The organism is Pseudaeromonas pectinilytica (genome assembly GCF_054780855.1).
The window spans coordinates 1-26,174 of record NZ_BAAGVN010000340.1 but is presented as its reverse complement, the minus strand read 5'-3'; the positions used below and the strand labels follow the sequence as shown (position 1 = coordinate 26,174).

Below are 26,174 nucleotides of genomic sequence, written 5' to 3'. Positions count from 1 at the left end.
CAAACATGGTCCGTGCGCACCATCCGTTTTACGTCCGGTGTGGCGTTTCGAGTATCAGAGGCCCGGAGAACTAAGTCCAAACGAGCCAATCGCCAGATGACAATAAAAGCAGAAAGGGAAAACCAATGAAGATAAGGACGCTAAAACAAAAAATATTGCTCTCGGTAGGTCTGGCGCTACTCAGCGTCATTCTGTTGCTATCCGCCCTCGCCTACAGCACCCTGCGCGATCAGGTCATTGATGGTAATTATCAGCAGATCAACCAGATAAGTGAACGGGCGGCGCTCGACATGGCCACTTGGCTGAGTGAAAAAAAGCAGGTCATCCAGACCCTGAGTCAGCAAAACGAATATCGCAACACCAAGAGCCTGTTATTGAGCCAAGAGGCAACCGGTTTTGCCAGTATCTACTTTGCGGGTACCGATGGCTCCATGCAGGATGGCGACGGCTCCGATTATCAGGGCTATGACGCCAAAAGCCAGTCCTGGTATCAATTGGCTCAAGGTACAAACACACCCATCATCCCCCCTCCCTATCGGGATGACACCTATACGCCGCCCGAGATCATCATCTCGATCGCCATGGCCCGCGACGATGGCGTCATCGGTGGTGACATCACCACACAGCGACTACAGCAGATCTTGAGTGCCATCAAGCTCCCCGCACAGGGGGTCAGTATTCTGGTGGATAATCAAGGCCGCGTCATCGCCTACAAGGAGCCAGAACGAGTCCTCAAGCCACTTAGCGAACTGATTGACGGGGTTGCGATGCAACAGCTCACCCAACCGACCTCGAACGGGATCCCACTGGAAGTCTCGGTACATGGCAAGGCCAAGCTGCTGTGGAGTCGCCCCGTCGCCAACAGTCAGTGGCTTCTAGTCAGCATCGTCGATCAGCAGCGCCTATTCGCCCCGCTTCAGCGACAACTCATCCATCAGTTTCTCATCTCCGGCGTCATCCTGCTGGTAAGTATATTTTCGATTGGAACCCTAATCGGTTTACTGCTGCGCCCCCTGCGTCGAGTATCATCCGCTCTGGCACTCATCGCTAACGGTGATGGCGACCTCACTCAACGACTGCGCGTCCATACTCAGGATGAAGTGGGTCAGCTGGCCGCCAACTTCAACCAGTTTGTCGGCAGTCTGCATGAGCTCATCGGCCACATTCGCCAAGAGGCGGAATCGCTGGGCAATTCGGCCGCATCGGGTCTCAAACGCAGCGCAGATACGGTGCAAGAGCTGGGCAACCAACAGCAGGAAATTGCCATGGTCGCCACCGCCGTCACCGAGATGGCCTCCGCCACCGCGGAGATTGCCCACAATGCGGAAAACACGGCCGCCGCCGCCCAGCAGTCGAGCGTCAGCAGCACCGATGGGTTGAATCTGGTGAATCAGACCCGCAGCTCCATCACCAGCCTGGCCAACGAGGTGGGCGAAGCCACCGAGGTGATCCATGAGCTCAGCCGTCACGCCAACGAGATCTCCAGCGTGCTGGCCACCATTCAAGGCATTGCCGAACAGACCAACCTGCTGGCCTTGAATGCGGCCATCGAAGCGGCCCGCGCCGGGGAACAGGGGCGCGGTTTCGCCGTGGTAGCAGACGAGGTGCGGGTGCTCTCCAAACGCACCCAGTCTTCAACCACCGAGATCCAAAGCACCATCGACACCCTACAGCGCACCACTCAACAGGCCGTGGCCTTGATGGAAAAGAGTCAGAGCCTGGCCTCCCACAGCGTCGAAGATGCCGTAGCCGCCTCCAGAGCGCTCGATGAGATCACCCGCGCCGTGAGCCTCATCTCCGATATGTCCACCCAGATTGCCACCGCCGCCGAAGAGCAGACCAAGGTGACGGAGGAGATCACCGCCAACGTCACGGCGATCAAGGAGGTAGGGGATGAGCTGGCTGAAGGGGCTCGTGAAGAGCAACAGGAATCACGTCGCCTACAAGAACAGGCCGCCGATCTGAATGAGAAAGTTGCCCGGTTTGTATTGTAACTAAATCAAGTGCGAGGCTCGTGACGCCATCATGGTTCGCGGGCCCCCAGTTTCTGCTCGTTCCCTCGCCCCCACACGCCAGTCACTTCTATCGAACCGTTAAAATGTTGCCGGATAAGATCCGCGTTCTGGTAGGCCACAGACGACTGGACTATACCTAGTTTAGTTCCCACCCCGTGACGAGAAGCCCATGAAAATCAAATCACTGAAACATAAAATTCTGTTACCCGTCATAGGTACCGTGATTCTTATCGTACTACTGCTCAGCGGCCAGAGTTTCATCAGCCTGCGAGATACCGCTTTTGCCGATAGTTATGCCCAAGTACAAGGGATTGGCCTCAAGAGTGCCGAAAACATCCAGATCCAGCTGGCATCACGTCAAGCGGCCATCAAAGGCATGGCCAACCAGATCACCGGCGATATAACCCAGGCATTACGCCAGGGCAAAATATCCGGTCAGTTCGATATGGTCTATTACGGTGAAAGCAACGGCACCATGCATGATTCCGAACCTGGCATCGACCGTAGCCAGTATGATCCCAGAGTTCGCCCCTGGTACATAGAAGCCAGCAAGGCCAACACCTTGATCGTCACCAAGCCCTTTATCGGCGCCAGTGGTAAACAGATGCAGGTGACGGTTGCCATCCCGGCGGCCAATGGGGTGATCGGCGGCAACATGTTGACCAAAGACATCCTGGCCGACATCAACCGCATCAAACTGCCGGCCGAAGGGTATGCCCTGTTGTTGCATCGCGACGGTTCTGTGATTGCGTATTCGGATGCCGACAAGATCCTCAAACCGGCCACCGAGATCGATCCACAGCTAACGCCGACCCTGATTAGCCAAATCAAACAAGCGGGTACCTTGCTGCCCCTGATGCTCAATCAACAAGACAAACTGCTCTGGGCCACCGAAATCCCGGATACCGATTGGGATTTACTCTTTGTCCTGGATCAGGCAGCACTGAATGCACCGTTATGGCAGCAACTCTGGTAACAGCTCGGCATTGCGCTACTGGCATTGGTCATCGGAGTCATTGCCATCAGTAGTCTGGTGACTTACCTGTTCCGCCCCTTGGCCGTAGTTTCCCGCGCCCTGGAGCGGATCGCGGATGGCAATGGGGATTTAACCCAACGTATCGATATCAGGACCGAAGATGAAGTGGGTCATCTGGCAAACAATTTCAATAAATTCGTCGGCAGCCTGCATACCCTGATCGGCCATATCCGCCGCGAATCTGACGAGCTGGGCGAGACGGCGCAACGGGCCCTGAATGGCAGCGTTGCAACCGTGCAAGAGCTGGGGCGCCAGCAGCAAGAAATTGCCATGGTGGCCACGGCCGTCACCGAAATGGCCTCCGCGACCCAGGAAATTGCCGGTAATGCGGAAAATACTGCGGCTGCGGCTCAAGAGTCCAGCCATAGCAGTGTGGAGGGCCGCAATCTGGTGAACAAGACCCAGGGATCGATCACCAGCCTGGCCAACGAAGTCGGTGAGGCCACCGCCGTCATCGCCGAACTGAGTCGCCATGCCAACGAGATATCTGGTGTCCTGACGACCATTCAGGGGATTGCCGAACAGACCAACCTGCTGGCACTCAATGCCGCCATCGAGGCTGCACGAGCCGGGGAACAGGGACGCGGTTTTGCCGTGGTAGCCGATGAGGTACGGGTATTGTCTCGTCGCACGCAAGCCTCGACCACCGAGATCCAGAGCACCATCGACACCTTGCAGCGGACCACCCAGCAGGCCGTGGCACTGATGAAGAAGAGTCAGGATCTGGCCAAGCTCAGTGTGCAAGATGCAGAGGCGGCCTCCCATGCCCTCAATGAGATCACCCGAGCCGTCAGCCTCATCTCCGATATGTCCATTCAGATTGCCACCGCAGCCGAGGAGCAAACCAAAGTCACCGAAGAAATCACCAGCAATGTCACGGCGATCAAGGAGGTCGGAGACGAATTGGCCAAGGGGGCTGATGGACGCAAGCAATCTGCACAGAACTTGCAGACCCAGGCCAGTAGTTTAAATGAGAAAGTGGCGCGCTTCATTCTCTGAGCCGAGGATAACATCCTACCCGAGCAGGGCTCCTTGTGAGCCCTTTTTCGTGCTGACTCACAAATTCAAGCTTCCTGTAACAAACTCCCAGTCACTCTTTCGTATACTGAAACCACTTTCAGATTAACAGTGCCGCATCATGTCTTTGTCATCGCGTGACATGTCTTACCTGCCCCATGTATTGCATCGGCAATGGCGCCGCTATGGTTTTGTTCTGCCGGGCGGCTACCTGTTACGACTACTGCACACTGTGCTGTCCAGCCTGTTGCTCCTATCCGGGACTGTATTCGCTCAGGAGCTCCCTCCCGAGCCCCCCATGACATCGCCGTTACGAGTGGGCGTGCTGCATATTCCACCGCTGGCGGAGGTGCGCTCCCCCACTAATACCTCAGGTCCCTTGATCCACTATATGCACCGCCTACTGCAGTCAGCCGGACTGGCCTACCGCATGGAGGGATTTCCAGCGCGCCGCCTGTACCGCAACTTGGCGGCGGGAGAGAGTCAGTTCTGGGTCGGAGTCAAGAATGTACCGGAATATGAGGGGAAGGTGCTGTATAGCGAACAGCCCGTCTATAGCCTGCATTTGCGGCTCTATCGTTTGCCTGGCACTCCAGAAATACGTCAACTGTCCGCTCTGCAAACCCAGCGATTGATTGTGATCCGTGGCTACAGTTATGGCGGCTTGCTCGAACCGCTCAAGCAACGCCCGATGGGATTGCAGTGGAAAGATGCCAATACCAATTACAAAGCACTGGAGATGTTGCAGTTGCGGCGCGGCGACTACCTGCTCAGTTATGCCGAACCGATCGAGCAATTGCTACAGCAGCGTCCGCAGAAACTCGAACATGAGGTACTTCAGGAACTCCCCATGTATCTGGTTCTCAGCCGCGCGACCCCCCATGCGGAAAGCCTGATGGCCCGCCTCAATCAGGTTGCGTCGGACATGCGGCTCAGTGGCGAAACCCGAAAAATATTCGCCCCGCTGGCGAACTGATCACAGGGGATGCAACAGGCTGACCAGTAACTGCACACTACGGTTACCACGCCATTCATTGATATCCAGGCGATAGCCCAATTCGACCCATTGCACCGAGCCATCGGGCCAGGTCGCCAGATCGACGTTAAAGGCAATAGCATCCAGCTCAGGGCCCCCTACTTCTGGCTGAACCTGCATCTTCAGATGCTTTCCGGCCAGCAAACGCTGGGAGATCAGCCGGAAACGGCCATCAAAACCAGGCTCGGGGAATGCTTGCCCCCAAGGACCGGCTTGCCGCAACTGCTCGGCCAGCACCAACGAAAACTCGTCCGCCGCCAATTCACCATCCGAAAGCCAGGTCCCGGTCAGCTGTTCGGGAGTCAGCCACTCCGCGACCAGAGCCGAAAAATGGGTTTCGAACGCCTCAAGCTTGCTCTTGGGCAGAGTCAAACCCGCCGCCATGGCATGCCCACCAAACTTGCTGATCAGACCCGGATGCTGGCTATCCAGCCGCTCCAGCGCATCGCGCAGATGCAATCCGGGGATTGAACGTCCCGAGCCCTTGAGCTCCTGTTCACTGGATTCGGCAAAGGCGATCACCGGGCGGTAAAACTTCTCCTTGATGCGGGAAGCCACTAAGCCCACCACTCCCTGATGCCAATCCTGCCGGTACAGCACCAGCCCGGCCGGTAACTCGCCCTTGGCCGCCAAGAGTGACTCCAGCCCTGCCAGTGCCTCACTTTGCATGCCTTGCTCGATCTCTTTGCGCTCCTGATTCAAGCCGTCCATCTGGCTGGCAATCTGTCGTGCCAACGTCAGGTCATTGCACAGCAGACAGGCGATGCCGAGGGACATATCGTCCAGTCGCCCCACGGCATTCAGGCGCGGACCGAGGAAAAACCCCAGATCGCTGGCCGTCAGCTGATGCAGCTCCCGCTTGGCCACTTCGCACAAGGCCCGGATCCCCGGACGACACTTGCCAGCCCGGATCCGCTGTAGCCCCTGATGCACCAGCGCCCGGTTATTGGCATCCAGCGCGACCACATCCGCCACAGTCCCCAGCGCCACTAAATCGAGAAAATCGGCAATATTGGGCGCAGTGATCCCGGTCTGTTCGAACCAGCCCCGTTGCAGCAGATGGGTGCGCAAGGCCGCCATCAGATAAAAGGCGACCCCGACACCGGCCAGATTTCCAGAGCCAAATCCGCAGTCCACCTGATTAGGATTGATGATGGCATCAGCCGCTGGCAATTCGGGGCCGGGTAAATGGTGGTCGGTGACCAGCACCGCCATCCCAGCGGCTTTGGCCGCGGCAACGCCACTCAGACTGGAAATACCGTTATCCACCGTGATCAGCAGATCGGTGCCCCGAGCGGCCGCCAGGGTCACGATTTCCGGCGATAAACCATAGCCATAGTCGAAGCGATTGGGCACCAGAAAATCCACCTGCCGACAACCCATGGCACGAAGCGCCAATACCGACAGTGCCGAGCTGGTGGCACCATCGGCGTCAAAATCGCCGACGATCAGCACCCGCTGCTGCTGACGCAGCGCGGTTTCCAGCAACGCCAGAGCCTCCTCCATTCCTTTGAGCCCCATGGGGGGTAACAAGGCCTGGGTACTCTTATCCAGCTCGGCGGGAGAACGCACTCCCCGGCTGGCATAGATCTGCCGTAGCCGTGGGGAGAGTTCGGCTGGCAGATGGGAATCATCCATGAGAGGGCGGCGCTGGATCGTGATATTCATCGGCATTGGCTCATCTGGCTGGGGCGGGCAGACCTTAGCCCGAAGTGGACGAGATGGCAACCGGCGGCCATCGACTACAGATGAAGCATGGCTAATGGCCGCAGTTCAGCCCCTAGGGAATGGGCCGGGTCAAGACAGTCGGGGATGCGCTGCCCAACTGCTCGGCCAGGTAATCCACCAACAGACGCACCTTGGGCGAGAGATGGCGATTCTGGGGATACAGAGCCCAGATGCCCTCCGCCGGAGCCCGACATTCCGGGAAGAACTCCAGCAGATCACCGTTGGCCAGATGCGGATATACGTAGTAATCCGGGAGCTGAATAATGCCGATCCCCTTGAGAGCCGCATCCAGCAGGGCATGCCCGCTATTGCAGTGCAACTGCCCCTGAACCCGCAGGGTATGGGGCTGCCCCTGAAGAGTGAAGTGCCATTCATCACTGTTGCCGACCAGACAGCAGTGCTGAGCCAACTCCGGCAAACTCAGCGGAATCCCATGCCGGGCAGCATAGGCGGGAGACGCACAGACGTAAGGCATGCGCTCGGCCAGTTTGCGGGCAATCAGGGTCGAATCCTTGAGATGCCCCAGGCGGATCGCCAGATCAAAGCCGTCATGGACCAGATCCAGCAGTTGATTGGTGAGCGTCAGAGTGACCTCCAGCTGGGGATACCGCAGCATAAAATCATTCACCAATGGCGCGATCCGGCTTTCGCCATAGGAGACGGGAGCCGTGATCCGCAATGTACCCTGAGGTTCGGCCTGATGCCGCCCCACCGCCAGCTCGGCCTCATACAGGTTATCCAGCAACTGGCGGCAATGGCGATAATAGATATCCCCCAGTTCGGTCAGTCGCACCTGACGGGTGGTGCGCAGTAGCAGCTTGGCCTGCAGGCGATCCTCCAGCTGCGCCACCTGACGGCTCACTTGAGCCACGGAAACCCCCAGCTTGCGTGCCGCCGCCGTAAAGCCGCCTTGCTCGGCGACGCTGACAAATTCACAGACCCCTTCCCAGCCGAACATTATTACCTATGTGTAAAAGTGATTTGATATATCCCCTTATTATCACAATAACGAGGGGAAACTACACTCAAGCTCTGCCGTCATTGCGCACATCACGAGGAGAGTTCTCATGGCAACAATTCAGAGCATCACCTGTAAAGCCGCCATCGCCTGGGGCCCGGGTCAACCGTTGACAATTGAAGAGGTGCAGGTGATGCCTCCCCAGGTCGGTGAGGTGCGGGTGCGCCTAGTCGCTACGGGCGTCTGCCATACCGATGCCTTCACCCTCTCCGGTGAGGATCCGGAAGGGGTTTTCCCCTGCATCCTCGGCCATGAAGGCGGTGGTATCGTCGAGTCGGTGGGCGCCGGTGTCACCAGCGTCAAGGTCGGCGATCATGTGATCCCCCTTTACACACCGGAGTGTGGCGAGTGCAAATTCTGCAAGTCTGGCAAGACCAATCTGTGTCAGAAGATCCGGGCCACCCAAGGCAAGGGATTGATGCCAGACGGCACCACCCGCTTCTCCAAAGATGGTCAGCCCATCTATCACTACATGGGCACATCGACGTTCAGCGAATACACGGTACTGCCCGAAATTTCAGTCGCCAAGGTAGACCCGACCGCCCCGCTGGAAGAGGTCTGTCTGCTCGGGTGCGGCGTCACCACCGGCATTGGTGCGGTCATGAATACTGCCAAGGTCAAAGCCGGTGAGAGCGTGGCCATCTTCGGCCTCGGCGGCATAGGTTTGTCGGCCATCATAGGTGCCCGCCTGGCAAAGGCCGGACGCATCATTGCCATCGATATCAACGAGAGCAAGTTCGAGTTGGCCAGAAAACTGGGCGCTACCGATTGCATCAACCCCAATGATTATGACAAACCCATCCAGGAGGTCATCGTCGAGCTGACCGATGGCGGTGTGGATTTCTCGTTCGAGTGCATCGGCAACGTCAAGGTGATGCGCGCCGCCCTCGAGTGCTGCCACAAGGGTTGGGGGGAATCGGTGATCATCGGTGTCGCCGGTGCCGGACAAGAGATCAGCACCCGCCCCTTCCAGTTAGTCACTGGGCGAGTCTGGCGCGGCAGCGCCTTCGGCGGGGTTCGGGGGCGTAGCGAATTGCCCAGCTATGTGCAGCGCTACCTGAAGGGGGAATTCCGGCTCGATGACTTCATCACCCACACCCTGCCCCTGGAGCAGATCAACGAGGCGTTCGAGCTGATGCATGCGGGCAAGAGCATCCGCACCGTCATTCATTATTGAACATATCGAGGCCCCAACCGGGGCCTCTGCCCGAACAGGAGCCGTTTATGATGCTGGAAATCGTGAGCCGCAACAAAAGCTTCGGCGGCTGGCACACCCAATATAGCCATCACTCCCAGGTGCTGGCATGTCCGATGCGCTTTGCCATTTATCTACCGCCTCAGGCTGTGGAGGGTAACCCGGTACCCGTGCTCTACTGGCTCTCGGGCCTGACCTGCAGCGACGAGAACTTCATGCAAAAAGCCGGAGCCCAGCGCATAGCCGCCGAACTTGGCATTGCTATCGTCGCGCCGGATACCAGCCCGCGCGGCGAAGGCGTGGCGGATGATCCGGCCTACGATCTGGGCATGGGAGCTGGTTTCTATCTCAATGCCACCCAGAGCCCGTGGCACGCACATTACCAGATGCACGATTATGTCACCGACGAGTTACCTGCGCTGATCGAAGCCCATTTCCCGGTCTCGACGCGCCGAGCCATCAGCGGACATTCCATGGGCGGACACGGTGCTCTCGTCGCCGCACTGCGCCAGCCGGAGCGCTACTTGTCGGTGTCAGCCTTCAGCCCGATCAGCCATCCCAGCCTCTGCCCGTGGGGGCAAAAGGCCTTTACCGCCTATCTGGGGGATGACACCAAAGCCTGGCAGGCCTGGGATAGCTGTGAGCTTCTCAGCCGCTACGAAGGGCAACCGCTGCCGACCCGGGTGGATGTCGGGCTGGACGACTCCTTCCTGACCACCCAGTTGGGGATCGAGGATCTGGTCGCAGCAGCCCAGGCCCGAAGCTGGCCACTGGAGCTACATCAGCATCCCGGGTATGACCACAGCTACTATTTCGTCGCCAGCTTTATCGAGGATCATCTGCGCTTTCATGCCCGCTATCTGCTGGCCTGATGCTCATATATTAAGGGGTTAAAGAGGATCCCGTCGTACCGCAACGAAATAGGGCTGACCGCAGAGGGTCAGCCCTGTTTCGTTTTCGGGATAAACCGTTGGTTATCTGGCTAAAGCCTCTGTTGGCTGAAGAAACCCGCTCGTCACAACGGCCGGAGAATCAGGACTGAACGCGGTAAGCCCGCAAAAACACCCGGATAGCGCGCTGCACCGTCGCCTGGATCTGCGCTGGTGTCACACTCGTCATTACCCCTAACAGCAGTTTTTCCATCACCTCGGCCTCCAGCAGCGCACGCAGGTGTTCGGCCATCACCCAGGGATCTTCAGGCTCCAACACCCCCAGCGTGATTTGTCGCGCCATATAGTCACTCATTTGCGCCGTGCCGCGCTGGGGACCCCGGGTATAGAAGTTGCGGCCGGTATCGGTGCGATCAGAGGCCGCTTGGGCCAGACGCCGGGTAGCTAGGAGCTCGGGACGGGAGATCGCGGCCAGATAGGCCTCACCAAAACTCAGCAACTGGGTTTCGATATCGCACTCTTGTGCCAACTGATCGAAGATCTGCTTGATCTGGACTTCGGCCAGACAGTGCAGATGTTCGGCCGAGGAGTGCATCACCGCCGCAAAGAGTTCTTCCTTGGAGGGGAAATAGTTATACAGGGTGGCCTTTGAGCCCCCCACACGCGCCGCAATCATCGACATGGAGGCATGGTCATAACCCACTTCCTGAAACACCTCGCGGGCAATATCGACGATCGCCTGACGCCGGGTTTCGGTTTTGATACGCATGCTCCACTCCTTTTTTAAACTGGTGCGTACAGTTTTGATTGACGCGGTTCTGGTGTCAAGGATATAACTGTACCGTACAGTTCAGTTATAAGATGGTAAGCCGGTGAAAACACCCCAACACCCCCCACTTTCAGGTCTCGCATGCGCAGACCCAGTACAGGCGTATCCCTTACGGAAAACCGCCTCCCGCTACGTTCTACTGCTCGGTTGCGCGCTGTTAAGTGCCTGCGCGCCCCTGCCCGATTCGGCAGAAAAGCCCGAGCTGAAAACCGCCGCACATTATGCCAGCCCGCAGCGGTTGCAGGAGGCGGCGGCCCACGCCGGAACCTGGCCTGCCGATCCCTGGTGGCTAGATTATGCCGATCCCCAGCTCAGCCAGTTGATCAAGGAAGCCCTGCAGGATGCGCCGGATCTGGCAGCGGCCCAGGCGCGCTTGCAACTTGCTCGCGCCACGGCCCGGCAAGCCGGCGCCCCCCTGCTGCCGGAACTCAGCGCGCAAGGGTCAGTCGGGTGGCAGAAAGTCAGTTACAACAATGGCACCCCTGCCGAATTCACGCCCAAAAACTGGAATGATGTCGGCCGTGTCGGCCTCGATTTCAGTTACGAGCTGGATTTTTGGGGCAAGAACCGCGCGCAACTGGAAGCCGCGCTCTCCGAACAGCGCGCTGCCAGTGCCGACGCCGCCCAGGCCCGCCTGTTGCTGACCACCAATCTGGCGGCCAGTTATGCCGAACTGGCCAGACTGCACGCCAATCTCGACAGCGCCAAGTCCGCCGTCGAGATCCGGCGCCAAACCGCTGACCTGTTTGCCAAGCGGCAGGCCAATGGACTGGAAACACGGGGCAGTCTGCGTCAGGTCGAAGCCCGCTTGGCCAGTGCTCAAGCCGAGCAGATCGCCATCGAAGAGTCGATTGCCTTGCAGCAAAACCAGCTGGCAGCCCTGATGGGTGCTGGTCCGGATCGCGGACTGCGCATCCAGCGACCCGGTATCCAGCTCACCGCTCAACCGGCCATCCCGCAACACCTGGCCTTTGATCTGCTGGGACGACGCCCCGATGTGGTCGCCGCACGCTGGCGCGTCGAAGCCGCCAGCGGCCGGATCCAGGTGGCCAAGGCGCAGTTCTATCCGAACGTCAATCTGAGTGCTTTTGTCGGCTATCAGTCCCTGGGGTTGGACAACCTGACCCGCTCCGGTTCGGATATCGGCAATGTCGGCCCGGCCATTTCACTGCCGCTGTTTAATGGTGGCCGGCTAGCAGGCCAGTATCAGGGAGCCGAGGCGGCATATGCCCAGGCCGTCGCCAGCTACAACGCCACTGTGACGGAGGCCTTCCACCAGACCGCCGACACACTCGTCAGCCTGGGTGCCCTGCAGCAGCGTCTGCAACGATCCCAGGAGGCGGTACAAGCCGCCAGTGATGCCCACCAGATCGCCCGCAATCGCTATCAGGGTGGCCTGGCTACCTATCTGGACGTACTCAGTGCGGAGGATGGGCTGCTCAGCAGCCAACGCGAACTGGCCAATCTGCAAACCCGTCTCTTCTCGTTACATGTTGCCCTGGTTCGCGCCCTGGGCGGCGGTTATCAGACTCAGGCCTGATGGCCAAGGAATTCCCCATGACTCAACATACTCACGCTACCGACTCTCTGGCTCTGGTCGACAACCCCATCGACAATGTCGTCCAGCCCGACTTCAAGCCACAGCGCACCCGCAAGCTGGCATTCAGCATCTTTGCCGTGGTCTTGCTGCTCGCCGCATTGGGTGCGACCGCGTACTGGTTCCTGATTGCCAGCCGCTACGTCAGCACCGATAACGCCTACAGTGCGGTCGAGCTGGCCGCCGTCAGCCCGGCCGTAGACGGCATAGTCCAGACCATCACGGTCGTGGATACCCAGTCCGCCAAGGCCGGTGACATCCTGGTGATCCTGGATGATACCGATGCCCGTCTGGCGCTGGCACAGGCCGAAGCCGAGCTGGGACAGGCCGAGCGCCGGGTCCGCAGTTATTATGCCAATGGCGAAGGATTGGCCGCTCAGGTCTCATCCCGGGAAGCGGTCCAGCGCCAGGTGGCAGCCCAACTGACGGTCGCCCGGGCCGATCTGGAGCGCGCCACGCTGGATTACCAACGTCGGCAAGCACTGGCAAACTCCGGCTCTGTCTCTGGCGAGGAGTTGAGTAATGCCCGTACCCTGCTGGCCACCGCCCAAGCTAATCTGGCGGCGGCAGAAGCCGCCCAAGCCCAGAGCAAGGCCGATCGCCTCTCTGTGGTTGGCAGCAAGAAAGCCAATGCCGCCCAAACCGAACACACCACGGTCGACAACCATCCGGAAGTGGCGCTTGCTCGCGCCAAACGCGACCGGGCGCGCATCGATCTGCAGCGCACCATCATTCGCGCCCCCAGCGATGGGGTGATTGCTCGCCGTCAGGTACAGCTGGGCCAGCGAGTCCAGATTGGCGCCACCCTGATGTCCATTGTGCCGCAACACGAGATGCATGTGGATGCCAACTTCAAAGAGGGTGAGCTGCAACAGGTACAACTGGGACAAGCCGTCGAAGTCATCGCCGATCGCTACGGGCGAGACGTGATCTACCACGGCGTAGTGAGCGGTCTGTCCGGCGGCACGGGTTCAGCCTTTGCCATGATCCCGGCGCAGAACGCCACCGGTAACTGGATCAAGGTGGTTCAGCGCCTGCCGGTACGGATCGCGCTCAATCCCGATGAACTGGCCGAACAACCGTTGCAGGTCGGACTATCGATGCAAGTGACGATCGATACCGCATCCAAGTCCGGTCGTGACCCTGTCACCGCCATGAACCCGACACGCTAAGGCCTGCCACCATGGAACAGACCTCTCGCCCTCATGCCCCGACGGCGCCTGGTGGAGAAAATGCCCCCCTGACCGGGGGCATGCTGGTTGCCGCCGCCCTGGTGCTGGCCTCGGCCAACTTTATTGCGGTGCTGGATACCACCATAGCCAACGTCTCGGTGCCAAATATTGCCGGCGGGCTGGGGGCCACCTCCAGCCAGGGCACCTATGTCATCACCTCCTACGCGGTGGCGGAAGCCATCACGGTGCCACTCACCGGTTGGCTGGCCGGTCGCTTCGGTGCGGTCCGGGTGTTTGTGTCGGCGATGATACTGTTCGGCCTGTTCTCGGCGCTGTGCGGGCTTGCCAGTTCGTTAAATATGCTGGTGTTATTCCGTATTTTCCAAGGCTTGGCCGGTGGGCCCTTGATGCCGCTCTCCCAAACCCTGTTGCTGCGGATCTTCCCCAAAGAGAAGGCCGGAGCCGCCATCGGGCTATGGAGTATGACCACGCTGATCGCCCCGATCCTCGGCCCGATCCTGGGTGGCGTGCTCTGTGACAACTGGAGCTGGCCGCTGATTTTCTACATCAATGTGCCGGTTGCCTTGATCTGCGGTTATCTGGGCTGGCAGTTGCTACGACGCTATGAATCCAGCCTGCGGCGGGTGCGTATCGATGTGGTGGGCCTGTTGCTACTCATCACCTGGGTTGGCGCCTTGCAGCTGATGCTGGATGAAGGCAAGGATTATGACTGGTTCGCGTCGACCCATATCCAGGTGCTGGCGGCCATCGCCGCCATCGGCTTTGTCGCCTTCCTGATCTGGGAGTTGACCGAGGCGCACCCCATCGTCGCCTTGCGGGTGTTCCGCCACCGCGGCTATGCCGCCAGTGTACTGACCATCTCGCTAGCCTTCGGCGCCTTTTTCGGTGCCACAGTCCTGACCCCGTTGTGGCTGCAAAACTATATGGGCTATACCGCCACCTCCGCCGGTTATGTCTCGGCCATGATGGGCATACTGGCAGTACTGGTCGCCCCACTAGCCGCCGGGCTTTCGACCCGGGTCGACCCCAGACCGTTAGTCTTTTTCGGCGTCATCTGGCTGGGCACCATCACGCTGATCCGGACCTATGCCAATGTGGAGATGACCTTCTGGGATATTGCCTGGCCCCTGCTGCTGCAAGGGATTGGCATGCCGTTCTTCTTCGTGCCGCTGACCGGGCTAGCGCTTTCCAGTGTCAACCCCGAGGAGATGGAGTCGGCGGCGGGTGTGATGAACTTCATGCGCACCCTCTCCGGCGCCTTTGCCACTTCGGTGGTGACCACCAGTTGGGAAGAGCAAACCCGCTATATCCATGCCGAGCTCGCAGGGCTCACCGATCGACTCGGCGATAGTCTGGCGATCCTGCAACAGCAAGGCTTCTCCCTGGAGCAGGCCCGCAACCTGCTGGATCAGCAGTTACAAGGACAAAGCGTCATGCTGGCCACCAACCAGATCTTCCTGTTCACCGGGATCGCCTTCTTTATCGCAGCATTTGCCATCTGGCTGGCCCCCAAGCCAGCTCGCCTCGTCGATGCCGCAGGAGTCCATTGATCACCCTTCATGTGTTGTGCTCTCGTCTCGAGCGAGCCACACGGTTTACCGGCCTCTGGGCCGGTTTTTTTGTACCAAACGAAACCACATTGTTTTATTCCACTACCACTTTTGGGGAGATAGCGGGTAGAATGTGCGCCGCGTCACACTTATTTCGCCTTCAGATCCCCCAAGGAGAGCCCATTTGCACCGACATCATGGTCTGGCAGGATTCCTGCTCTTGCCTGTTGCCCTTATGCCATTGGCCTCCCTACTCTGCTATGCCGGTCAGAGCCAGACCCTGTTGGGTGCCCTGCTACTGACGGCGGGACAAACCCTGTTTTCCATTCTGCCGCTGATCATTGCCATGCAACTGGCCAATGCCTTGCAACGGGGAGAGAGCGGGCAACAGCCGCTCAACGCGGCGGTGGGATATCTCATCCTCTCGTCCACCCTGCAGACCCTGGCTCCGGAATTGCGACATGCCGAGATGGGGTGCGCCCTGGTCGCCGGTCTGAGTTCAGCCTTGTTGTATCCGCGACTCTCGCGCCTGCGCTTGCCGCCTTTGCTGCACTCCTTCAAGGGTGCGGCGATTGTGTTGATCCTCAACAGCCTGATCGCCCTGTTACTGGCGTTTCCGCTGGCCGGACTCTACGGCTGGCTGGAGCCGGAACTGTTGCGCCTGGGTGCCCGTTGGCTGGGCAATCCGGAACAGGGTTTCGCCCTGGGCTTTATCTATCAGTTGCTGACGCCGTTTAGTCTGAATGAAGTGTTTCACCCTCTGATGCAGGCCAATCACGGGGAAGCGCTCAGTCAACCCCAGCTCAGCTTTCTGTCGGCACACTATGCGGTGCAGATCTTCGGCTTGCCCGGTCTGGCGCTGGCTCTGCTGCGCTATGCGCCTCATGAGCAACGTCGCCCCTTTGTCGGCCTCTGTCTGCTGCTGACCCTGAGCGGCTGGCTCACTGGCTTCACCGCCCCCCTGGTATTGGCGCTGCTGTTTGTCTCGCCGCCACTGTTTTTGATCCACGCCCTGCTGGCGGGCCTGATTATGGCGTTTTGTCAGGTGATCGAGATCCGTTTTGCCATCCCGAAACTGAGCGGCGATCTGAGTGTGCTATGGAGCCCGGAATTACAACGGGATCCACTGCAGTTCTACACGCTGGGTGGCCTCACCCTGGCGTTATATGGCTTTGGCTCCCATCTGTGTCTCAAGCTGTTTCATATCAAACCTCTGCTCTGGATGGGCGCCAAAGCCCCCTGTGAAGAGCGAAATCACCACGCCAATTCGGATCTGAGCCTGCTGGCGGTCGGTTATCTCAAGGCCTTGGGCGGGATCGGCAACCTCATCAGCATGAGTTCAACCCTCACCTACCTGACCGTCGAGGTGGAAAGCCCGACGCTGGTCGATGATGCCGCCCTGCAAAAGCTCGGCGTCATCACCCGCTTCGAGCTCGACAGCCACAAACTGCAACTGCTGATCGGCCCGATTGCTGTGCAGTTAGATGAAAAAATCCAGCTGCTCGCCGCTCGCCAGTCCCTGGACTTGCAACCCCGCGAGCTGCAGATAGCCCCCTATATCGTGCGTTAGGCCCCGACTTTCGTGTGCTGAGCGCCAGCGACCGCGCTGTGCTACAATCCGCGCGTTTACCCTTATCGAGACAGTGATTCGCCATGCCGTGGATTCAGATCAGGCTCTACGCCACCGCTAAAAATGCCAACAAACTCAGCAATATGCTGATGGGACTGGGTGCCCAGGCCGTGACTTACATGGATGCTCAGGATAATCCGGTTTACGAACCGCTGCCCGGAGAAACCAAGCTGTGGGGTGAAACCCAGGTCACAGGGCTGTTTGATGCCGAAACCGATCCGGCCCCCATCCTGGCCTTCTTCCAGCGCCACTTCGGCAAGCAGATGCCCTACAAGGTGGAGCAACTGGAAGACAAGGACTGGGTCCGCGAATGGATGGATCACTTCCATCCGATGCAGTTTGGCGAGCGGTTGTGGATCTGCCCAAGCTGGCGCGATGTGCCGGATCCGGACGCCGTCAACGTCATGCTAGATCCGGGATTAGCCTTCGGCACCGGTACTCACCCCACCACGGCACTCTGTCTGCAATGGCTGGATGGCGTCGATCTGGCCGGCAAGACGGTGGTCGACTTCGGTTGCGGCTCCGGCATTCTGGCCATTGCCGCCCTGAAACTCGGTGCCGCCCGGGTCATAGGTATCGATATCGATCCCCAAGCGATCCAGGCCAGCCGTGATAACGCCGAGCGCAATGGTGTCGCCGACCAGCTGGAGCTCTTCCTGCCCGAGGATCAACCCAAGGGGCTGCAAGCCGATCTGCTGGTCGCCAACATTCTGGCCGGTCCGCTGCGCGAGCTGGCGCCGCTGATGAACGAGCTGGTGCGCCCCGGCGGTTTACTCGCCCTCTCCGGCGTGCTGGAAACCCAGGCGGTCGAGCTCGAGCAGATCTACGGTCAGTGGTTTGACATGGACCCGACCGCGGTACGCGAAGAGTGGTGCCGCCTGTCCGGCATCAAACGCTGATCCCGGACGCGACCAGCTACTCCATTCTATCAAGGCCAGTCACTGTGACTGGCCTTTGTTTTGCTGAATCACCCTATCATCTCGTGGTTCGAGGCGGCGGAGTCAAGACGAACAGCAGACCGTTGGCGGCAGGGATGCCGCCGTCGAGCCTACATGGATGTATTCACGGCGTGTCTGCGCTCGTCATGACTCCGAACGGATCACAAATCTTACCGCGCCATCATCAGGGTCTTTGCTCAGCAGCTTGTAGCGGCACAACGCAGCTGGCGACGCAAGCGCCACCACGCCAGCAGCCCGTACCCTAGAGCCTGCAGCCACATCTGCCCCCAGAGCCCAGACACCGCCGACCAGTCGCCCCCCATGCCATTCAGACGCAAGCTGCCGAGGATCCCCGGGGTAGCAGGGATCAGGCTCATGACCCCCTTGATGGGCCAGGGCAACATCTCCTGCGGCCAGATAAAACCGACGGCAAACAGCAATGGCAAGGAAGAGAGCACAATGATCGGCGTCGCCATCTCCCGCCGGGTCAGGTAACTACCAAAGAGGATACCCAGCTGGGTCAGCGCCAGGAAAAACGGCAACAGGAAACCGAGCAGCAGCAGTGGGTCTGCCAGCCGGTTGAGGCCATACCAGGCAAAGCAGGGGCCAAAATAGAACAGCGTGAAGCCCAGATAGAGCGCCATAAATAGCAGGGTTCGCGCCAGCAGACGCGGCCAAACCTTCCCGGAGCATCCGGGGCCGACTTGCCGCAGCTGATACTCCGATGCCCCACGCAGCCCCAGACCGATAAGCAGGGTCTGATGCAGGATAAACAGGAACACCGCCGGTACCACGTATTGCTGATAGCCCAAGGTGCGGTTAAACACCGGCTCGGCCTGAAGAGCGAACGGCCGCCAGTGCGCCTTGGCGGCGGGAGTGGCCTGGCCCTGAGCCAGCAGGCGCGAGATACGGATCTGCGCCCCCAGGGTTGCGGCAGCCGAACTCAACCCTTCCGCGATCGCCCCGTAGATCAGGTAATAGGCGCCATCTCCGGCAAAACCCAGGGTCACGGTGCGCCCCAGACGCACATCGCGGTAAAAATGCGGCGGGATGAGCAGCAGCCCCTTGGCCTCACCGTGACGAATGCGCGACTCGGCCTCGGCCAGTGTGGTGGCGCTCCCCACCAGTTGCAGCTGGGGAGTGGCATCAGCCATAAACGCCAGGCGTCGCGACAACAGGCTGCCATCCTCATCCACCAGCAGCACCGGCAACTGCCGAGCCACCTGATGGGCATAGGGCAACGGATAGAGAAAGGCATAGAACAGGATGCCACCAAACAGCGTCAGCAGCAGTGCCCGATCGGCCAGCAGCGCCCGCCACTCCTGGCCAAATACCCTCCAGAGCTCAGTCATGACCGGCTCTCCCCAGCAACCAGACCACCAGCGGCCACACCAGCATAAACATCAGCAGCGCGACCACTGGCATCCAAGCTGCACGCCCCAACAAACCGAGGCTGGCCTGGCCAATCTGCAACTCGGCATAGTGGGAGGCCGGCAGTAGCGCCCGCCAACATTGGGCCAGCCCATTCATATCCGCGGTCGGAAAGGTTACCCCTAAAAAGGCAAATGCCGGTGCCGAATAACCGGCCGCCAGACTCATGGCCCGGGCACCATCCCGGGTTAGCCCGTAGAGCAGAGCCCCCATCCCCAGACAGGCCAGCACCGTCAGCCCCTGAGCGAGGAATATCAGCGCCCAGCTTCCGACCATGGGCCAGCCGAACCAACCGAACAACAGCCACACCAACACCAGTCCCCAGCACCAATAGATCAGCAGCAGTGGCGACAACAGGCGCACCAACAGGCGTAGCGGGACTGTCTGCAGCGCCCTCTGCATGCGCCGCTGCCGCAGACGCCGGGTGAGATGGCTGATGGTCGCCATCAGGATCAGGATCTGCCACAGCGCAGGCACAATCCCGGCGAGCAGGAACTGGGCATAGTTGCCGCTGAGGTTATACAGCGACGTGAGCTGATAGAGGAGCGGCGCCGCCTCGCCGCGAGCGGCCAGCGGCACCGGATGGGAACTCAAACTCTGCAGCACGCCCAACTGGGCGGCCGATGTCCCCAGGGCCTGAGTGAAGCCACTACTGAGCAATCGTCCGACCAGCAACATCTGGCCACTATAAAACAGGTTCACCACCGGCTGGCGGCCCTGTCGCACCTGCTTTTCTAACTCGCGGGGCAGCAGCACCAGCCCGTAGATGGCGCCGTTGCGTAACGCCTGGGCCCCGTCCGCCAGCGAGGCATATTCCGCCGCCACCTGCATGCTGGCACTGCTATCCAGCGTCCGTGCCAAGCCGCGCGACAGGGGGGAGTGATCCAGATCGACCAGCCCCACCGGCAGATCACGCACCAGACCACCGTTAAACAGCGCCGCGACCCAGAGCAGCAGCAAGAGCGGGATCCAGCTGCTCAGCGCCCGCAACCAGGGATCGCACCAGAGCCGTCGCCATTCCAGACGCCAGCGCCGTCCCTCACGCATCGGGCAACTCCACCAGCACACTCATGCCGACCCGCAATTGCGGTATCGGCTCAACCGGGCGTGCCTCGACCTCGAAGCTGCGCATATCGAAGCCCTGCTGGCTGTCGGTGGCGCGCCAGGTGGCAAAATCCCCCAGCACGGCCACATGGCTGACCCGAAAGGAGAACGGCTTATCCCCCAGTGCGGGGATACGGGCCACAAACTCTTGTCCCGGCTGAAAGCGGTTGAGCTGATCTTCACGGACATGAAACAGCGCCCAGGCATCCTGCATATCGGTCAGGGTGACCACCGGAAAGCCCTGGGGCGCTAGCTCGCCCGGCTGCAGCAGCACTTGCGTCACCTCGCCCGAGGCCGGGCTCAAGACCTGCAGCTCCGCGGTGTAAGCCTGCACCTCGGCCACCGCCCCCGCCGCCATCTTGGCCTTCTCCCGTGCCGCCAGCTTCTGCTCGGCCCGCGCGCCCTCCAGTGCCAGCTGGTACTGCTGCCAGGCTGCATTCTGGGTTAACTGGGCGCTTTGCCAACGTGTCTGTGCCTCATCCCTCTTCTGCAGCGCCACCACCCCATCCCGATACAGGTTGTCGATACGCTGGAAGGTTTTCTGATACAGGAGCGCCGCGCTCTTGGCCTTCAGCCACTGATCCTTGGCGGCCGCTATCTGCTGCGCGCGCGCCCCCTTTTCAGCCTCCTGGGATAAAGCGCCGGCCGCCGCCTCACCCGCCTGGGCTTGTTGCAACTTGGCCTCCAGTTCGGGACTGACAATGGTGAACGCCAGAGCCCCCTTGTTCAGGGATTGCCCCTTTTTCACCGCCACCGTCTCGATACGCCCCGGCACCTTGGAGGCGACGCTGTAACTCTGCGCCTCGATCTGGCCTTGCAACCGCACCGGAGCCGGGCGATAGGCCCACCAAAATGCCAACGCCAGAGCCGCCACCAGGGCTCCCGGCACCACCCAGACCAGTCCTGCGCGCGTCCGGCTCATGCTGCCACCTCAATCTTGTTCTGTGGTTGATAATGGGAAAAGTCAACCTGGTGCCCGCTCAAGGCAAGCAACCGGGCCAGACAAATCACGTACTGATAGGCCGCCACCTGGCGCTGGGTCTGCACCCCGGCCAATTTGCTCTGGGCATCCTCTACATCCAGCGAAGTGCCCAGCCCCTGACGAAACGCCTGTTCGCGCAGCCGGACATTCTCCTGCGCCAATCGCTCGGTCACATCCAGCGCCTGATACTGCTCGCGGGCCAGATCCGCCTCGCGCCAGCTCTTCTCCACCAGCAAGGTCAGATCCTGACGCAACTGGGCCAGCAATTGCTTGACCTGAACCTGAGTGGTGGTTGCCGCCTGCACCGTATCCGAGAGTCCATCCCGCGAGACCAGCGGCACCTTGACCCCCACTCCCACCAACCAGTCCGGTGCCATCTTGGCGGCCAGGGTGCCCTGCTCATACAGGGAGTAGTTACCGAACAAAAACAGCTCCGGCAGCCGCTTGCCCTGCTCCAGGGTCAACAGACCATCCGCCTGCTGCTGCTTGGCCGCCAGCAAGGCCAAACCAGGATGATGAGCCAGCGTCTGCTGCACAAACTGCTCGGCGGGGGGTAACTGGCGATGGACAAACAACGGCTGCGCGGGATCCAGGGCGCCGGATTGCTGCAACAGACTCCCCAGTGCCAGCTCGGCAATTTCGGTCTGCCGCCTGGCCGCCATGGTTTCCACCCGGGCTTTGGCCAGCGCCGATTCTGCCGATAAGCGCTCCACCGCGGCAATTTGCCCCTGCTGCTCCAGCTTGCGGGCATGCTGAAGATGATTCTCCAGCGCCTGCTCCAGTTGCTGCCGGGTTTTGAGCACATGGCGCGCCAGCACCAGACCAAAATAGCGCTCGGTCAGCGTCTCGAACGCCGCCTGCTGTTTGAGGGCAAACTGCTGGTTGGCCTCCTCGATTTGCGCGCCGCGGATCGACTGGGCGGCATCGATGCGGCCACCGGCATAGAGCGGCCACAAGGCTTGAACCGAGCTGGTGACCAGATCCTGTTCGGTGAAGGGCGTGACAAACGCCGATGCGCCACCCAAGCCTTGGATCAGTTGCTGCACCACCGGGCTGCTCAATAAAGGATTCTGTTTATTGCTGGCGATGGGGTTGAGATCCATCAGATCGAGCTCGACCGGTTTTTCCAGTCGCGTATAGCTGCCTTTCAGATCGATTTGTGGCAGATAGAGCGCCTCGGCAGCCGCAGCCAAATGCTCGGCCCGGGAGATCCCCGTGCGCTCGGCAGCCAATCCTGCGTTGTTTGCCAACAACTGTTGCCAGGCCTGGTCAAATACCAGAGGGGCCGCTTGCACCCCACCGACACACAGCGCCAGCCACATCCATATCGTCTTGGTCATATCCATTTCAAGCCATCCGGCCGCTGAGTAGAGTCTTCGCTCGAGGCTGGTGGATCATAACCAAACGGCCGACGCGGCGACAGCCACAAGCCGGTAAGCTGATGCCTGCATCACAGGCTGTTTTTCAAAGAACAGCCCTTGATGGTTGCTCATGAGTCTCTTTCGGTGATTTGAACTGGCCATCAAAAGCGTGAGCTAGCTAACATTTGAATTTGCAAGTACCCAGGGCAAAACAAATGGAGAAAAAAAGCAACAACGCTCAATTTCTAACCTTTTCACTCCACCAAAAAATGCGTAATATACGCCGCCCTGAGCCGATGGTTGATAGTGTCGTTTCATGCAAATTGGTCCCTACAAACTGGATACTCCACTGATCCTCGCGCCGATGGCCGGCGTGACCGATCGTCCGTTTCGGCAGCTTTGTCTGCGAATGGGCGCCGGCATGGCCGTCTCCGAGATGATGCTGGCGAATCCGGAAACCTGGGATACGGAAAAGTCAAAGAAACGGAGATACCACGCCGATGAGGCGGGATTTCGTTCGGTACAGATACTCGGTTGTGATCCCGAATTGATGGCGCAAGCGGCCCGACTGAATGTCGCCGCCGATGCGCAGATCATTGACATCAATATGGGATGCCCGGCCAAGAAGGTGAACAAGAAGCTGGCTGGCTCCGCCCTGCTGCAAGATCCCGCCCTGGTGCGCGATATCCTGCAAGCTGTGGTGGCAGCGGTCGAGGTTCCGGTCACCCTCAAGATCCGTACCGGTTGGGATCCCGAGCATAGAAACGGTGTGGAGATCGCGCAGCTGGCCGAACAGGCTGGCATACAGGCGCTGACAGTGCATGGACGGACCCGCGCCTGTTTATTCAGGGGCGAAGCCGAGTACGACACTATCAAGGCAATCAAGCAGGCGGTTTCAATCCCGGTCATCGCCAATGGCGATATCGACAGCGTGCACAAGGCCCGTCAGGTTCTGGCCTACACGGGTGCCGATGCCATCATGATCGGACGCGCCGCTCAGGGACAGCCGTGGATTTTTAGACAAATCCGCCAATATCTGGAACAGAACCAGGCTCCCACCGCCCCCTCACTCGAGGAGGTGAGCGCCTTGGTGCTTGAGCATATCAGCGCCCTGCATCACTTCTATGGTGAATATCAGGGCGTGCGTTATGCCCGCAAGCATGTGGCCTGGTATCTGGAAAAGTTATTGGAAAGCCAGGATTTTCGCAGAGGTTTCAATGCGTTAGTAACTGCATCCGCACAACTTGACGCATTGAAGTATTTTTTTGACACGCAACAGCATAACGAAGAGCAGACAGCATATGTTTGAACAAAACCTGACTTCTGACGCACTGGTTACTACCACAACCCATGCACACACCCATGAGCCAACTCAGCGCCCGCTGCGCGAGTCTGTGCAGCAAGCCCTGCGCAACTATCTGGCCCAGCTCAATGGTCAAGAAGTCACCGAACTCTATGAGATGGTGCTGAGCGAAGTAGAAGCGCCCATGCTGGACATCATCATGCAATACACTCGCGGCAACCAGACCCGCGCTTCCATCATGATGGGTATCAACCGCGGTACCCTGCGCAAGAAACTGAAAAAATACGGCATGAACTAAAGAAATTTAGTTAACGCATTGAAAATAAAGGCGCTTATCCGCAAGGAAAGCGCCTTTTTTATTGAAGCTAACAGTTAGGCAACAATATGAGTCATCAGACCATCAACTATTATTCGCGTTATATGGCATTGTGGTATCACGCACCACAATACTCAATTCAGGCAATTCGACCGGAGGAATTTCGGTATTTTCAATCAAACCGAGCAGAGTATTCACCAAAGTAATTCCGGTTTCATAGATGGGTTGCCGTACCGTGGTCAGCGGTGGATTGGAATAGATGGAAAAAGGCAGATCATCGAAACCGATCAGCGAGACATCTTCCGGCACCCGGAACCCACATTGTTTGAGGCCTAAAATAGCACCATAACAGGTTTGATCATTGGCACAGAATATTGCTGAAAAATTCTTGCCACTGGCCACTAATTGTTTCACCGCATTCAAACCACCGGCTTCGGCAAAATCACCCTGCACCACTAATTCCGGATCGTATTCAATACCGGAACTCACCAACGCCTGACGATAACCATGATGACGTTCAATGGCATCGCTCTGATCCGGCAGACCGATAATATGCGCAATCTGGCGATGGCCTAAATCTAATAAATAGCGCGTGGCCATATAACCACCCAGTCGATTATTAATACTGAATGAGCGCACACGCTCGGTATTAATATTATGGCCGGTGGCTACCATAGGAACCTGCTGCGAGAATTCGAGCAAAGTTTGCTGATTCACATGCCCGGTCAGAATAATAATCCCGTCCACGCGACGGGCGATCAGCAGTCGCAGCCGTTCGACTTCCTCTTCGGCATTCCAATGGCCGCTGGCAATCAGCGGAGCATATTCCAGGCCTTGCAGGGCGTTTTCGACACCGCGCAACATCTCGTTGGAAAAGGGGCTATCCACATACTGGGTCAAGACCCCCAGGGTCATCGACTGGCCCGTTTTCAGGTACTGTGCCATCAGATTGGGGCGGAAATTCAATTCCCGGATCGCCTCTTCCACCGCCAGACGCTTATCTTCTGCCACCTTGGCCGAACCGTTCAGGATCCGGGACACGGTACTGGCAGAGACACCGGCTATGCGGGCAATATCATAGACAGTGGCTTTTTTTTCCTGAGCTGGCTTGGACATATCCCCCCCGTATGGACCATCAATATGACTAGCCGTAGCCAGCCACTTCATCGAAATCTTCTTCATAAATCAGTCCGTTAAAATACACGGATCCCTTGATGGCAACAAGCAAGGATACCGGGTCCATGCCAGGGGTGTGACTAGGGTTGCGCCGCAAAAAACACTCCTCGCGCCTGGGTGAAACCGGCTTTTTCGGCGGCATTCATCCAGCCGATGGCCTGTTCATAATCTTTATTGGCGACGGCGGTGCGGATCCGTTGGTAGTACTCCAGTTCGCTCAACGGTTTGGCCTGGGCGGCGGCAATAGCCGGTTCGAAATTCGATTCGGCAGGGGCTGCAAGCACGGAGGCTTGTGTCTCGAGCGCGAGATACAGACGTCCGGTTGCGGCATGAGGGACTTCCATATTCCGCAGGCGAGCCACATCGCTGGCGCGATCGTACTCCATGGCCCGTTGCAATGCCTCGGCACTCAGCTTGGTGGTGCCTTGCATATCTTCGGTGGTGGTAAACAGCAGCATATAGGCCGCCCGCGAGCTTCCCGTAGATGCCGGAATGATGAATTCCCCTGCCAGATTTTGCCCCGCCAGCAAGGCGTCGCCCCCATAAGTAAAGTTGGAACCGGGGATCAGCTGAAGCTGGGTATAGTTTTCATCCAGGATCATGACGCTGGGCAGAAAGATGGTGAAATCGATCGGCACCGTTAGTTTGACCCGGGTCGCCTGCGCCGTGGCGGGTAACGAATAGGCAGTGACATAACTTTTGCCGCTGGCAAATGAAAACACCTGGTTGCTGGAGCCAATCTGTACCCCAGGGCGGGAGCACACTTTGTTGATCTTTTAACCAAAGAATAACTGAGCCCGATAGTCGTCATTCCAGCCGGCTCTTTTTA

Annotated in this window: 22 protein-coding genes; 13 read left to right on the top strand and 9 right to left on the bottom strand. The window is 59.1% G+C overall.

Annotated features, from left to right (window positions below; translation table 11 throughout):
• Nucleotides 1-125: 125 nt before the first annotated feature.
• From ACYVG7_RS15990 to ACYVG7_RS15975, 4 genes are all read left to right on the top strand, one after another.
• Entirely contained in the window at nt 126-1,994 is a 1,869-nt protein-coding gene (locus tag ACYVG7_RS15990) for a methyl-accepting chemotaxis protein (RefSeq protein WP_460884091.1), read from the top strand.
• 190 nt (nt 1,995-2,184) lie between these two features.
• The gene (locus tag ACYVG7_RS15985; protein ID WP_460884090.1) at nt 2,185-2,991 is read left to right on the top strand and encodes a cache domain-containing protein; all 807 of its coding nucleotides are present in this window, start codon (nt 2,185-2,187) and stop codon (nt 2,989-2,991) included.
• A gap of 24 nt (nt 2,992-3,015) precedes the next feature.
• The gene (locus tag ACYVG7_RS15980; RefSeq protein ID WP_460884089.1) at nt 3,016-4,050 is read left to right on the top strand and encodes a methyl-accepting chemotaxis protein; all 1,035 of its coding nucleotides are present in this window, start codon (nt 3,016-3,018) and stop codon (nt 4,048-4,050) included.
• 139 nt (nt 4,051-4,189) lie between these two features.
• Nucleotides 4,190-5,044 carry a substrate-binding periplasmic protein gene (locus ACYVG7_RS15975; RefSeq protein WP_460884088.1) on the top strand — a complete coding sequence of 285 codons (855 nt, stop codon included), beginning with the start codon at nt 4,190-4,192 and terminating at the stop codon, nt 5,042-5,044.
• Here ACYVG7_RS15975 and recJ read toward each other — a convergent pair whose 3' ends face one another.
• Together recJ and ACYVG7_RS15965 are read right to left on the bottom strand one after the other, a co-directional pair.
• On the bottom strand, nt 5,045-6,772 hold the full coding sequence (gene recJ / locus ACYVG7_RS15970; protein ID WP_460884087.1) for a single-stranded-DNA-specific exonuclease RecJ: 1,728 nt from the start codon (nt 6,770-6,772) through the stop codon (nt 5,045-5,047). It abuts the gene before it with no gap.
• A 112-nt stretch (nt 6,773-6,884) separates the two neighbouring features.
• A complete protein-coding gene (locus tag ACYVG7_RS15965) occupies nt 6,885-7,790 on the bottom strand; it encodes a LysR substrate-binding domain-containing protein (protein ID WP_460884086.1) in 906 nt (301 codons plus the stop codon).
• A 109-nt stretch (nt 7,791-7,899) separates the two neighbouring features.
• Here ACYVG7_RS15965 and ACYVG7_RS15960 point away from each other — a divergent pair, with 109 nt between their 5' ends.
• A complete protein-coding gene (locus ACYVG7_RS15960; protein WP_460884085.1) occupies nt 7,900-9,027 on the top strand; it encodes an S-(hydroxymethyl)glutathione dehydrogenase/class III alcohol dehydrogenase in 1,128 nt (375 codons plus the stop codon).
• A 47-nt stretch (nt 9,028-9,074) separates the two neighbouring features.
• Entirely contained in the window at nt 9,075-9,917 is an 843-nt protein-coding gene (fghA, locus tag ACYVG7_RS15955; protein ID WP_460884084.1) for an S-formylglutathione hydrolase, read from the top strand.
• A 160-nt stretch (nt 9,918-10,077) separates the two neighbouring features.
• Here the strand turns inward: fghA and ACYVG7_RS15950 are convergent, their stop codons facing one another.
• Nucleotides 10,078-10,704: a TetR/AcrR family transcriptional regulator gene (locus ACYVG7_RS15950; protein ID WP_460884083.1), complete on the bottom strand. Its 627-nt coding sequence runs from the start codon at nt 10,702-10,704 to the stop codon at nt 10,078-10,080.
• A 103-nt stretch (nt 10,705-10,807) separates the two neighbouring features.
• On the opposite strand from ACYVG7_RS15950, the gene ACYVG7_RS15945 reads away from it, so the two are divergent.
• The 5 genes from ACYVG7_RS15945 to prmA all read left to right on the top strand — a co-directional run bounded on the left by ACYVG7_RS15945 (nt 10,808) and on the right by prmA (nt 17,633).
• Complete coding sequence (locus ACYVG7_RS15945; RefSeq protein WP_460884082.1) at nt 10,808-12,304, top strand: efflux transporter outer membrane subunit; 1,497 nt, start codon at nt 10,808-10,810, stop codon at nt 12,302-12,304.
• 17 nt (nt 12,305-12,321) lie between these two features.
• Nucleotides 12,322-13,533, top strand: coding sequence for an HlyD family secretion protein (locus ACYVG7_RS15940; RefSeq protein WP_460884081.1), 1,212 nt, complete (start codon nt 12,322-12,324; stop codon nt 13,531-13,533).
• Nucleotides 13,534-13,544: 11 nt separating this feature from the next.
• Nucleotides 13,545-15,104 (top strand): DHA2 family efflux MFS transporter permease subunit, encoded by a 1,560-nt coding sequence (locus ACYVG7_RS15935; RefSeq protein WP_460884080.1) that lies wholly within the window; start codon nt 13,545-13,547, stop codon nt 15,102-15,104.
• 184 nt (nt 15,105-15,288) lie between these two features.
• Nucleotides 15,289-16,674, top strand: coding sequence for a PTS transporter subunit EIIC (locus tag ACYVG7_RS15930; protein WP_460884079.1), 1,386 nt, complete (start codon nt 15,289-15,291; stop codon nt 16,672-16,674).
• 83 nt (nt 16,675-16,757) lie between these two features.
• Complete coding sequence (prmA, locus tag ACYVG7_RS15925; RefSeq protein ID WP_460884078.1) at nt 16,758-17,633, top strand: 50S ribosomal protein L11 methyltransferase; 876 nt, start codon at nt 16,758-16,760, stop codon at nt 17,631-17,633.
• A gap of 236 nt (nt 17,634-17,869) precedes the next feature.
• On the opposite strand, the gene ACYVG7_RS15920 is transcribed toward prmA, so the two are convergent.
• From ACYVG7_RS15920 to ACYVG7_RS15905, 4 genes are read right to left on the bottom strand one after another with little or no spacing between them, the layout of a single operon-like run.
• On the bottom strand, nt 17,870-19,024 hold the full coding sequence (locus ACYVG7_RS15920; protein ID WP_460884077.1) for an ABC transporter permease: 1,155 nt from the start codon (nt 19,022-19,024) through the stop codon (nt 17,870-17,872).
• The gene (locus ACYVG7_RS15915; RefSeq protein WP_460884076.1) at nt 19,017-20,150 is read right to left on the bottom strand and encodes an ABC transporter permease; all 1,134 of its coding nucleotides are present in this window, start codon (nt 20,148-20,150) and stop codon (nt 19,017-19,019) included. Before ACYVG7_RS15915 ends, ACYVG7_RS15920 begins: the two co-directional genes overlap by 8 nt.
• A complete protein-coding gene (locus ACYVG7_RS15910) occupies nt 20,143-21,129 on the bottom strand; it encodes an HlyD family secretion protein (protein WP_460884075.1) in 987 nt (328 codons plus the stop codon). Before ACYVG7_RS15910 ends, ACYVG7_RS15915 begins: the two co-directional genes overlap by 8 nt.
• Complete coding sequence (locus tag ACYVG7_RS15905; protein WP_460884074.1) at nt 21,126-22,529, bottom strand: TolC family protein; 1,404 nt, start codon at nt 22,527-22,529, stop codon at nt 21,126-21,128. The genes ACYVG7_RS15910 and ACYVG7_RS15905 overlap by 4 nt, the downstream gene beginning before the upstream one ends.
• A gap of 337 nt (nt 22,530-22,866) precedes the next feature.
• Here ACYVG7_RS15905 and dusB point away from each other — a divergent pair, with 337 nt between their 5' ends.
• A complete protein-coding gene (gene dusB / locus ACYVG7_RS15900; RefSeq protein ID WP_460884073.1) occupies nt 22,867-23,859 on the top strand; it encodes a tRNA dihydrouridine synthase DusB in 993 nt (330 codons plus the stop codon).
• The gene (gene fis / locus ACYVG7_RS15895) at nt 23,852-24,151 is read left to right on the top strand and encodes a DNA-binding transcriptional regulator Fis (protein ID WP_460884072.1); all 300 of its coding nucleotides are present in this window, start codon (nt 23,852-23,854) and stop codon (nt 24,149-24,151) included. Before dusB ends, fis begins: the two co-directional genes overlap by 8 nt.
• A gap of 102 nt (nt 24,152-24,253) precedes the next feature.
• Here fis and ACYVG7_RS15890 read toward each other — a convergent pair whose 3' ends face one another.
• Nucleotides 24,254-25,351 (bottom strand): LacI family DNA-binding transcriptional regulator, encoded by a 1,098-nt coding sequence (locus ACYVG7_RS15890; protein ID WP_460884071.1) that lies wholly within the window; start codon nt 25,349-25,351, stop codon nt 24,254-24,256.
• Nucleotides 25,352-25,425: 74 nt separating this feature from the next.
• The gene (locus tag ACYVG7_RS15885; protein WP_460884070.1) at nt 25,426-26,109 is read right to left on the bottom strand and encodes a MalM family protein; all 684 of its coding nucleotides are present in this window, start codon (nt 26,107-26,109) and stop codon (nt 25,426-25,428) included.
• Nucleotides 26,110-26,174: the final 65 nt, after the last annotated feature.

Coding starts and splice junctions, on each gene's coding strand:
- ACYVG7_RS15890 (WP_460884071.1), bottom strand. CDS start 25,351: ATGAAGAAGATTTCGATGAAGTGGCTGGCTACGGCTAGTCATATTGAT.
- ACYVG7_RS15990 (WP_460884091.1), top strand. CDS start 126: ATGAAGATAAGGACGCTAAAACAAAAAATATTGCTCTCGGTAGGTCTG.
- ACYVG7_RS15950 (WP_460884083.1), bottom strand. CDS start 10,704: ATGCGTATCAAAACCGAAACCCGGCGTCAGGCGATCGTCGATATTGCC.
- ACYVG7_RS15910 (WP_460884075.1), bottom strand. CDS start 21,129: ATGAGCCGGACGCGCGCAGGACTGGTCTGGGTGGTGCCGGGAGCCCTG.
- ACYVG7_RS15920 (WP_460884077.1), bottom strand. CDS start 19,024: ATGACTGAGCTCTGGAGGGTATTTGGCCAGGAGTGGCGGGCGCTGCTG.
- recJ (WP_460884087.1), bottom strand. CDS start 6,772: ATGAATATCACGATCCAGCGCCGCCCTCTCATGGATGATTCCCATCTG.
- fis (WP_460884072.1), top strand. CDS start 23,852: ATGTTTGAACAAAACCTGACTTCTGACGCACTGGTTACTACCACAACC.
- prmA (WP_460884078.1), top strand. CDS start 16,758: ATGCCGTGGATTCAGATCAGGCTCTACGCCACCGCTAAAAATGCCAAC.
- ACYVG7_RS15975 (WP_460884088.1), top strand. CDS start 4,190: ATGTCTTTGTCATCGCGTGACATGTCTTACCTGCCCCATGTATTGCAT.
- fghA (WP_460884084.1), top strand. CDS start 9,075: ATGATGCTGGAAATCGTGAGCCGCAACAAAAGCTTCGGCGGCTGGCAC.
- ACYVG7_RS15935 (WP_460884080.1), top strand. CDS start 13,545: ATGGAACAGACCTCTCGCCCTCATGCCCCGACGGCGCCTGGTGGAGAA.
- ACYVG7_RS15985 (WP_460884090.1), top strand. CDS start 2,185: ATGAAAATCAAATCACTGAAACATAAAATTCTGTTACCCGTCATAGGT.
- ACYVG7_RS15940 (WP_460884081.1), top strand. CDS start 12,322: ATGACTCAACATACTCACGCTACCGACTCTCTGGCTCTGGTCGACAAC.
- ACYVG7_RS15960 (WP_460884085.1), top strand. CDS start 7,900: ATGGCAACAATTCAGAGCATCACCTGTAAAGCCGCCATCGCCTGGGGC.
- ACYVG7_RS15905 (WP_460884074.1), bottom strand. CDS start 22,529: ATGACCAAGACGATATGGATGTGGCTGGCGCTGTGTGTCGGTGGGGTG.
- ACYVG7_RS15915 (WP_460884076.1), bottom strand. CDS start 20,150: ATGCGTGAGGGACGGCGCTGGCGTCTGGAATGGCGACGGCTCTGGTGC.
- ACYVG7_RS15965 (WP_460884086.1), bottom strand. CDS start 7,790: ATGTTCGGCTGGGAAGGGGTCTGTGAATTTGTCAGCGTCGCCGAGCAA.
- dusB (WP_460884073.1), top strand. CDS start 22,867: ATGCAAATTGGTCCCTACAAACTGGATACTCCACTGATCCTCGCGCCG.